Source organism: Streptomyces sp. NPDC126510, from assembly GCF_040302345.1.
Lineage (GTDB): Bacteria > Actinomycetota > Actinomycetes > Streptomycetales > Streptomycetaceae > Streptomyces.
The window spans coordinates 163,120-172,224 of sequence record NZ_JBEORR010000020.1; the positions used below are offsets into that span (position 1 = coordinate 163,120).

Annotated in this window: 8 protein-coding genes; 6 read left to right on the forward strand and 2 right to left on the reverse strand. The window is 69.2% G+C overall.

Features of this window, described 5'->3' with window-relative positions; all coding sequences use genetic code 11:
- Positions 1-734 precede the first annotated feature (734 nt).
- The 3 genes from ABTX60_RS26975 to ABTX60_RS26985 all read left to right on the forward strand — a co-directional run bounded on the left by ABTX60_RS26975 (position 735) and on the right by ABTX60_RS26985 (position 3,427).
- On the forward strand, positions 735-1,952 hold the full coding sequence (locus ABTX60_RS26975) for a PucR family transcriptional regulator (RefSeq protein WP_352099590.1): 1,218 nt from the start codon (positions 735-737) through the stop codon (positions 1,950-1,952).
- 485 nt (positions 1,953-2,437) lie between these two features.
- A complete protein-coding gene (locus tag ABTX60_RS26980) occupies positions 2,438-3,121 on the forward strand; it encodes a haloacid dehalogenase type II (protein ID WP_352099591.1) in 684 nt (227 codons plus the stop codon).
- A 90-nt stretch (positions 3,122-3,211) separates the two neighbouring features.
- Positions 3,212-3,427: an FAD-dependent oxidoreductase gene (locus ABTX60_RS26985; protein WP_352099592.1), complete on the forward strand. Its 216-nt coding sequence runs from the start codon at positions 3,212-3,214 to the stop codon at positions 3,425-3,427.
- A 233-nt stretch (positions 3,428-3,660) separates the two neighbouring features.
- On the opposite strand, the gene ABTX60_RS26990 is transcribed toward ABTX60_RS26985, so the two are convergent.
- Together ABTX60_RS26990 and ABTX60_RS26995 are read right to left on the reverse strand one after the other, a co-directional pair.
- On the reverse strand, positions 3,661-4,404 hold the full coding sequence (locus ABTX60_RS26990; RefSeq protein ID WP_352099605.1) for an IclR family transcriptional regulator: 744 nt from the start codon (positions 4,402-4,404) through the stop codon (positions 3,661-3,663).
- A 260-nt stretch (positions 4,405-4,664) separates the two neighbouring features.
- The gene (locus ABTX60_RS26995; RefSeq protein WP_352099606.1) at positions 4,665-5,411 is read right to left on the reverse strand and encodes an IclR family transcriptional regulator; all 747 of its coding nucleotides are present in this window, start codon (positions 5,409-5,411) and stop codon (positions 4,665-4,667) included.
- Positions 5,412-5,693: 282 nt separating this feature from the next.
- Between ABTX60_RS26995 and solA the strand changes: the two genes are divergently transcribed.
- From solA to ABTX60_RS27010, 3 genes are all read left to right on the forward strand, one after another.
- On the forward strand, positions 5,694-6,833 hold the full coding sequence (solA, locus tag ABTX60_RS27000; protein ID WP_352099593.1) for an N-methyl-L-tryptophan oxidase: 1,140 nt from the start codon (positions 5,694-5,696) through the stop codon (positions 6,831-6,833).
- Positions 6,834-6,835: 2 nt separating this feature from the next.
- Positions 6,836-7,897, forward strand: coding sequence for a succinylglutamate desuccinylase/aspartoacylase family protein (locus tag ABTX60_RS27005; RefSeq protein WP_352099594.1), 1,062 nt, complete (start codon positions 6,836-6,838; stop codon positions 7,895-7,897).
- A 77-nt stretch (positions 7,898-7,974) separates the two neighbouring features.
- Positions 7,975-9,081 carry an ABC transporter substrate-binding protein gene (locus ABTX60_RS27010; protein ID WP_352099595.1) on the forward strand — a complete coding sequence of 369 codons (1,107 nt, stop codon included), beginning with the start codon at positions 7,975-7,977 and terminating at the stop codon, positions 9,079-9,081.
- Positions 9,082-9,105 lie beyond the last annotated feature (24 nt).

The window sequence follows — 9,105 nt, forward strand, 5'->3', positions numbered from 1 at the left end:
GGTCGCTCATCACTCACCGTGGGCCTGCGCCACGACGCTCAGGTCGTCGCCAGTCGTCCGCCGCCACCCGTGTCGGACCTTGGCTCTCCCGCCTGGTACGTCCCCTCGATGCCCCACTCAGACGGCCGCAGGGGGCCGGGCCAGGACGCGCGTCAACACCGGGGGCGTGCAAGGCGATCAGGTCCGCCGCGGGCCGTCCGTCAGCCGTCCGTAAAGGCGGAGCGCTCATCGGAAGACCGGTCAACAGCTCACGCGGCGGCGCTCACGGCGTCCCGGGTGACGTTGGAGGCGAGCACCCGCCCAGCGCCTCGACGGGCTCCGTCGATGTCCTCACGGTCCTCGACCCTCGCCTTGAGCCCGGCGTAGGCTCTGGGGGAGTCCTGGGCGATCTCGATGCCGCTCTGCCTGGCGAACCGCTGACACCGACCCGAGGAACGCGGCGCCCCTCAGCAGCGCCTGCTCAAGGGGACGGACCGGGGATCAGGTGCTTACGGAAGTGCCATAGCTGCTCCAAGTGCGTGGTCATGTCACGAGCCCAGTCCAGCCCGAGGTGGTGCGTCAGTGAAACACCGCGGAGAATCCGGCAACAAGGGACGCGAGGCCGCGACATCGACCCCGTATTTTGTGCCTGTGCACAATCTCTGTCAGCAAGCCCCGGCGGCATGTCAGCGGCATCGCCCGAAGACGGCCCCGAATCCATCAGGTGACAGCTGTCGTAGGGAGAGGCGGTCCTCATGAGCGGCCCGGGACGCCGTCAGGGCGGGGCTCGCCACGACGCCGTGCAGGCGATCGCACGCCGGCTCCTGGAAGAACGACTCGACGAACTGACCTCTCGCGCTCTCGAACAACTGGAAGCCGAGGAGCCGGCCTACGCGTCGGCGGACTGGGACCCGGTCCAGAAACGGGAGGGGATGCGACGGACCCTCGAACTCGCCCTGACCCGGCTGGCCGGCGGCCCCCTGCCCCGGGCGGTCTCGCGCGCCAGCGAGGACGTGGGACGCGAGCGAGCGGAGCAGGGGTTCCCGCTGACCGCTCTGATGCACTCCTTCCAGCTGGATCTCAGGACCCTGTGGGAGGCCGTGCTCGCAGAGGGGCGAGCACGTGGCATCAGCGCCGATCCCGACTTCCTCGACGGGCTGATCCGCGTCTGGGAGGCGACGGACGCCAACAGCGTCGAGGTCGTCGACGCCTACCGCCGCACCGAGCGCGACCTGGCGAGCCGTCGTACGGAGGTGCGCAACCGCGCCTTCAGCCGCCTGGTCCTGGAAGGGGAGCAGGATCCCTCCACCGTCGCCGAGGCCTCCACGTTGCTGGGCTTCTCCGAGAACGTCGCCCTGACCGTGGTCGTGGTCGAATCCGTTCCCACCGGGGACCCGGCTGTGTCCCAGGTCGACGATGCGCTGCGTCGGGGCGGCCTGGTACGTCACTTCGGATGGATGGGTGACGAGCTCCTCGGCATCATCGGTCACGGACGGCGCGATGAAGAGGCCATGCTTGCCGTGCTCCGGCCGTTCGCCCCGTGGCGCTGCGGCGTCGCGGAAGTCCCCGGGCTGGCGCTGACGGCGCGGGGCATCCGGTTCGCACGCGCCGCGATCCGCAGCTCCGCACAGCCCGGAGTGCGGCATGTGGAGGGCCACTGGATCGGGGCGATCATGTCGGCGCAGGAGGAGCTCACCGGTGCGATGGCCACCGGCGTGCTGCGCCCACTGCTCGAGCTGCGCGACCGCGACAGCATCGTCGAGACCCTGCGCTGGTACTTCGACCTGGGCTCGGTCGCCGAGGTGGCCGCACGCACCTACCGTCACCGGAACACGGTGGGCAATCGCCTGCAGGCTGCGGAAGAGGCGACCGGGCTGAAGCTGTCCCGACCGAACGACGCCGCCCGGCTGGTCCTGGCCCTGGCTTGGCTGGAGACGGACGCGGGCGCCCGCTTCCGGGCGACGACGTCCTGATCCACCGGTCGCCGGCGACGGCCGACGGCCCGGTCACGCCGCCGAGCGGCCGCGGTCCGGAGCTGCTCGCGGTGCCTCTCAGAGACCATTCGGTTCGAGCAGAACGGCACGGTTCCCTGACAGGAATTGTGCACAGGCACAAAATGCGCAGTCGATCTCGCAGCCTGACGTCCCTTGTTGCGGGATTCTCGACAGTGCTTCACTGACGCATCACTTCGAGCCGGAGAGGCTCACCGCATCGGAGCAGTAATGATGCTGCCGCCGACACCTGATCAGCATTCGCCGCCCCGGGCCTGTCCGGGGGCTCGTCCTCCAGCGGCGGCCCCTCGGGCACCCCCTCAGCCCCCATCCCTCCTGAACAGGTCGCCGCCCCAACGCCTCGGCAGCCTCCTGAACTTCCGATGCGGCCGGCCTGGCCGCACTCGACGAGATCGCGACTCCCGGTAAACAGGATGTCCTATATATCCAGAAAGAGGTTGAATATCATGCGTCAGATCGTCACCTTCGATGCCTACGGCACCCTGGTCGACTTTCAGCTCGGCCCCACCACCCTGAAGGTCCTGGCCGACCGGCTGGACCTGGACCGTCTGAACGTCGACGAGTTTCTCGACGACTTCCGCATCATGCGGTTCCACGCCGTCCTGGAGGCATACCGCCCCTTCCGCGAGGTGCTGCCCGCCAGCCTGGAGACAGCGATGCGTCTGCACGGCCTGGAGTACCGGCAGTCCGACGGCGAGGCCCTGGTCGCGGCCGTGCCCACCTTCGGCCCCCACCCCGAGGTCCCGGCCGCCCTGCAGGCGCTGAAGTCCCGGTACGAGATCGCCATCATCTCCAACACGGACGACGATCTCATCGCCCAGAACCTGGTCAACATCGGCGTCGAGTTCGACCATGTCGTCACCGCCCAGCAGGCCAAGGCGTACAAGCCGTCCCGGCAGACCTTCGAGTACGCCTTCCAGACCATGGACATCGACCCCGCCCAGGTCATACACGTCGCCCAGGGCTGGGAGTACGACCTCATCCCCACCCGCGACCTCGGCCTCGCTCGCCGCGTGTGGATCAACCGCTACGGCCACAACGGCTCCATCGGCGCCCGCGGCAGCGCCGACTACCAGCCCTACGACGAGCTCCCCGACCTGTCCGGCCTGCCTGCCCTGCTCGGCTGCTGAAGCCGGGACCCGGACGATTCCCTGCCGGCTCGACTCAGCTCCTGCTTCCCCGACCTGACCGGCAAGCCCCTGCCCGAGCAGGCGGACCTGGTGGTCATCGGCGGCGGCCTGAACGGCCTCTTCACTGCCTGCCATGCGACACGCAGGGGCGCCCACGTCGTCCTCGTGGAAAAGGACGAGGCCGGCTCCGGCGCCTCCGGGCGCAACGGCAGCATGTGCACCCAGGGCGTCACCATCAGCCCCGCCGAGGCGCGCAAGCGCTACGGGCAGCCGCGGGCCCGGGGAACTGTACGACGCCGTCCGTGAGGCGGTGGGCGTCGTGGAGGGTCAGACCCCGCCTCGGACGTCAGAGCGGTGACGTTTTGAAGCGGGAGATGACCGAGCTCTTCCCGCAGATACTCCATGGGTTGCTGCGGCCACGGCGTACGGATGGCCACCTACATGGGCCGCTCCATGGATATGTCGGCGATGTCGGTGATCCGCTCGTAGCCGGGCCGGTGCTGTCAGCCGGCGTGGAGGACTCGGGGCCAGGACCGTCGTCAGGCCAGATGCCGGGCGGTGATCTCCGTAGCCGTCTCGGCAACCAGGCGGCCCAGCTCGGGCAGGCCGTCCGGCTCGAAGCGGGAGTCGGGCAGGGAGACGGCCACTGCGGCCAGTGGGGTGCCGTCCTCGTCGAGCACGGGAGCCGCGATCGCGCAGACACCCTGCAGGTACTGGTTGTGGTTGACGGCGTAGCCACGCTCTCTCACACGGCAGAGCTCCGCGCGCAGTTGTCCGGGGTCGGTGATGGTCTCCTCGCCGTAGCCCTCCAGCGTCCCCGCGGCGACCTCTTCTATCTCGGACTTCGCCAGATGGGCCAGGACGGCGTGCCCGGCCGCGGTGGCGTGCAGGGGTGAGGTGTCGCCGATGGCGTGGAACGTGCGAACGGCTTGGTCGCAGTCGACGCGGTCGACGACGACCATGCCCTGCAGAGCGTCCGGCACCGACAGGTGGATGGTCTCGTTCAGTGCGTCGCGGAGTCGGATCATGGGTTCACGGGCGGCGGCGAACAGGCTCGATCCCTGCAGTGCGGCGGGACGTACGGCCAGGACGCGGGCGCCGACTTCCCAGCGGGTGGTGTCCTCACGGTTCGCCCGTAGCCAACCCGCCTCGTTGAGGGTGACCAGGGTGCGCTGCACGGTTGACTTGGGCAGCCCGAAGATCTTCGTCAGCTCCCCGACGGTCACGGGTTGATGCCGGGCGACTGCCTCCAGAACGCGCAGCGATCTGGTGACGCTCTTCATCTCCATTCGATACCCCCTCCGCCCCGTGGATTCCCGGTGCTCGTCTCTTGGCTCCGGTACGGAGCTCTACGGCCACGACTCATGCCAGAATACAGCATAGCGTGCCACTATGTGGAACAAAGGGGGGTCGGACAGTAGGCCGGACACGATGCGGCCGACCAGCGCAGGGCATGGCTGCCGTGACACAAGGCCGAGGGCCGGCTCGCACGCTGACGCGTGTGAGCCGGCCCTCGGTCGACGGCTTGTGGGTCGTCTGCTGGTCAGGCGCCCAGGCGGCGCCGTGAGATCTCCGCGGCCGTGTCGGCGACGAGGTGGCCCCACTTGGGCGTTCGCTCATCCATGTACCGGGCCTCGGGCATGGAGGCTGCCACGGCTGCCAGCGGGGTGCCGTCCTCGTCGAGCACGGCGGCGGCGACGGCGCAGACGCCCGGCCGGTACTGGTTGCGATTGACCGCGTAGCCGTCGGCGCGGATCCGGTCCAGCTCGGCGCGCAGCTCGTCGGGCTCGACGGGGGTCGTGTCGCTGAAACGCTCAAGCCCCGCCGCGACGAACTCTTCGACGTCCTGCCTCGGAAGGTGGGCGAGGACGGCGCGCCCGACGGCGGTGGCGTGCAGAGGTGAGGTATCGCCGATCGTGTGGAAGGTCCGCACTGCGTGGTCGCAGTCGACGCGGTCCACCACGACCATGCACTGCAGGGCGTCCGGCACCGACAGGTGGATGGTCTCGTTCAGCGCGTCGCGGAGTCGGATCATGGGTTCACGGGCGGCGGCGAACAGGCTCGATCCCTGCAGTGCGGCGGGGCGTACGGCCAGGACGCGGGCGCCGATCTCCCAGCGGGTGGTGTCCTTGCGGCTGGCGCGAAGCCAGCCGGCCTCCGCCAACGTGACCAACGTGCGCTGCACGGTGGACTTGGGTAGCCCGAAGAGCTTCGTCAACTCCCCCACGGTCACGGGCTGATGCTGAGCGACCGCCTCCAGGATCCGAAGGGACCTGGTGACGCTCTTCATTTCCATCCGTTTTCCCCCTGTTGATCCTCAGAAATTCTGCTGGACACCCTCTTGACGCCTCCCTGAGGCCGCTGTCATTCTCTGTGCCAGATTCTAGCACAGCATTCCACATAGTGGCACGGCCTCGGGGGGATCCCCCGGAAGTGAGCCGGACTGCGAGAAGCGGCGGTTGCGAGCCGCAGGTCCACGAGGAGGACCTGGCTCCCGCCCAAACCCTCTCGAATCGAACAGCCTCACGTCGAAGGCTCAGCATGCGCCTCGGCGATACGAAAGGAAAGTCCTGTGTCAGCTGCCAGGAAGCGCGTCGCGGTGATCGGCGTCGGAACGATGGGCAGCCAGGCCGCCTGGCGGCTGGCGGCCCGCGGTGCCGACGTCGTCGGATACGACCGCTACGCACCCGGCCACGACCGCAGTGCCGGCGGCGGCGAGTCCCGCATCTTCCGCAGCGCGCACTTCGAGGACTCCCGGTACGTTCCGCTCCTCAAGCACGCAGACGCCCTTTGGGAACAGCTCCAACAGGAGACCGGCCGCGAGCTGCGCCGCCTGACCGGATGCCTGCTCATGGGGCCGACCGAGGAAAAGCAGATGGCCACCGTCCTCGAGTCCATCGCCGAGCACGACCTCGACCACGAGGTACTGGACGCCGAGACGCTGGCCAAGCGCTTCCCGCAGTACCGCATCGAGGACGGCGACGCGGCCGTACTCGACCGCCGCGCCGGGTTCATCCGCCCGGAGCTGACGATCCAGACCGCCGCGCGCCGCGCCGAGCAGCTGGGCGCCGTGATCCACCGCTACAGCACGGTCCGCGAGATCGTCCCTGTCGCCGGCGGCGTGGAGATCCGCACCGACTCCGGCAGCGAGCGCTTCGACACCGCCGTCGTCACGCCCGGTCCCTGGGTCAACGACCTCCTGCCCGACCTGCCCTGGGAGGTGGAAGTCCGCCGGCTCGTCAGCGCCTGGTACGTGCCCACCGCCCCCGACACCTGGTTCGGCGAGGAGCGCCCGGCGTTCATCCGCACGGCACCCACCCACTGCTACGGCCTGCCCTCCCCGGACGGCATCTCGGTCAAGCTCGGACTGTCCCGTGCGCTGCACCGCCTCGCCGACGACCCCAACCAACTGGACCGCACCGTGCGCCCGGACGAGCTGGACATCTTCTCCGAGCTGATCGGGCGATACCTGCCCGACCTGCACCCGGACCCCACCCGCCTCTCCGTCTACATGGAGGGTTACACCGAGAGCAGCCGCCCGCTGGTCGGCCCCCTGCCCGGTGCCGAGAACGTCATCCTTCTCGCCGGATTCTCCGGCCACGGCTTCAAACTCTCGCCCGCCTTCGGCGACATCGCCGCGGACCTCGCGCTGGACGGTGCCTCGCCCCAGCCCATCGACTTCCTCTCCACCGTCGGCCGTACGGAGGCATGACCATGCAGGACACCCCCCTCCGCGTCGGCTCCCTTCAGGCCCTGCCCGGCACCAAGGCGCGCGCCACCGTCCAGGCCGATCTCGGCACCCTCACCACGGACATCCCGGTGACCCTGGTCAACGGAACCCGCCCGGGTCCCCGGGTCGTCATCACCGCCGGTGTGCACGGCGGCGAGTTCACGCCCGTCGAAGCCGCCGTGCGCCTGGCAGACCTGCTGGAGCCCGGCGATGTGAGCGGGCAGGTGATCGTCTGTCCGGTCGCCAACCCTCCCGCCGTGTACCAGGGCCGGCTCAACGTCTCCCCGGTCGACGGCGTGAACCTCAACCGCGTCTTCCCCGGCGACCCGGCCGGCGGCCCCACCGAACGGCTGGCAGCCTGGCTCTTCGCGAACCTGATCGACGGCGCCGACGTCTACATCGACCTGCACTGCGGCGGCATCGACCAGGTCCTGCGGGACTTCGTCGGCTACCGCCTCACCGGTGACCCGGACCTGGACAAGGCGACGGCCGAACTGGCAGGCTCCTTCGGCATCCAGGACGTCATCCTGGGGCTGACGCCCGAGGGCGGCAACAGCCACGCTGCCGCCGCCCGCCGGAACATCTCAGCGGTCCTCGTAGAGGTGGGCGAGCTCGGCCGGCGGGACGAGGCCACCGGCCTCCGCCGTGTCGACGGCCTCCTGAAGGCACTTCGCCATCTGGGCGTCCTCGACCAGGACGGTTCCACTCCGGCACCGATCCGCGAGTGGGTCTGGTCCGGCGGCGCCACCGCCGAGGTCACCGGCCTGTGGTACCCGGAGTTCTCCTTCGACGCCGACGTCATCGGCGAAGTCGCCGAGGGCGACCTCCTCGGCCGCATCGTCGACCCGGTCGACGGCACCGAGCACACCGTCCACGCCCCGGCCGACGGACGGATCTTCTACGGCATGCACGGCCTCACCGTCGCCACCGGTGCCGAACTCGCCGCCCTCGCCGTCCCGTGGGACCCCGACACGGCCGCGCGGGCCGACACCCTCCGGCCCCCCGGTCTGGGCACCGGATCAGACGAGGCGGATCCCCGCCCCTAGCCCCCTCCCAGCCACCCCCCTTTCCACGTCCCCAGCCGTTCCCCTTCCCACGGCCAGCACCACCCAGGAGGCACACGATGAAAGATGCCCGGATAGACCGCAGACTGTTCCTGCGAGGAATAGGCGGGGTCACTGCGGGTGTCGCCGCCGCGACCGCCCTTTCCGGCTGCGGTACCGGTACCAGCCGGTCCGTCGCCGGCAGTGGCGGTAAGGGCGGTAAGACGGTGGTCGTCCGTGACAGTGGCGGTTCCTACGGCGCTGCTCTGCAGAAGGCGATCTACACGCCGTTCACGCAGGAGACCGGTATCCAGGTGAAGGTGCTGAACCTGGACGACGCTCCGCTGCTGGCGCAGATCAAGCAGGGCCGCCCGCAGTGCGACCTGATCAACAACTCGATGATGTCGCACACCAAGTACGTCCAGCAGGACGCGCTGGAGAAGCTGGACCTCGACCGGGTCAAGAGCGTGAAGAACGCGAAGATCCCCGAGGCCCAGATCACCGACCATGCGGTCGGCAGCAGCTTCTACGGCGCCTGTATGGCGTACCGGACGGATGCGTTCGGAGGCAAGAGGCCGGAGTCGTGGGCGGACTTCTGGGACACCAAGGTGTTCAAGGGCGGCCGTTCGATGTGCAACCCGGACGGCGATCTGCCGGAGCTGGAGTTCGCGCTGCTGGCCGACGGCGTACCGATGGACAAGCTGTACCCGCTGGATGTGGACCGTGCCTTCAAGGTGCTGACCCGGCTGCGGGGTGACATCAAGAAGTACTGGGACAGCGGCCCGCTGCCCGGTGTGCTGCTGAGCCGCCAGGAAGTGACGATGTCCACCGTGTGGGACGGCCGTATCGCCGATCTGCAGAAGCAGGGCGTCCCGGTGGAGCGGCAGCTCAACGGCATGCGCCGGCAGTTCCAGGGCTATGCCATCGCCAAGGGCGCCGCCAATGAGGACAACGCCTACCAGCTGATGGACTTCTCGCTGCGCGCGGAGAGCCAGGCCGCCCTGGCGAAGGCGTTCCCGTCGAACCCGTCGTCCCCGGTGGCTTACACGCAGCTCACCGAGGAGGAGCGCAACGCGCTGGCGGGTGCGCCCAAGTACTACGACAAGGGTTTCGACACGGATGTCGACTGGTGGCTGAAGAACGAGTCGGCCGTCACCAAGCGCTGGTTGGAGTGGGCTCGTGGCTGAATTCGGTATCGCCGCACCGTCGGT

Bases quoted from the DNA above. Each gene is read 5' to 3' on its own strand.
- ABTX60_RS26990 (WP_352099605.1), bottom strand. From the start codon at position 4,404: ATGAAGAGCGTCACCAGATCGCTGCGCGTTCTGGAGGCAGTCGCCCGG.
- ABTX60_RS26980 (WP_352099591.1), top strand. From the start codon at position 2,438: ATGCGTCAGATCGTCACCTTCGATGCCTACGGCACCCTGGTCGACTTT.
- ABTX60_RS27005 (WP_352099594.1), top strand. From the start codon at position 6,836: ATGCAGGACACCCCCCTCCGCGTCGGCTCCCTTCAGGCCCTGCCCGGC.
- ABTX60_RS27010 (WP_352099595.1), top strand. From the start codon at position 7,975: ATGAAAGATGCCCGGATAGACCGCAGACTGTTCCTGCGAGGAATAGGC.
- ABTX60_RS26995 (WP_352099606.1), bottom strand. From the start codon at position 5,411: ATGAAGAGCGTCACCAGGTCCCTTCGGATCCTGGAGGCGGTCGCTCAG.
- ABTX60_RS26975 (WP_352099590.1), top strand. From the start codon at position 735: ATGAGCGGCCCGGGACGCCGTCAGGGCGGGGCTCGCCACGACGCCGTG.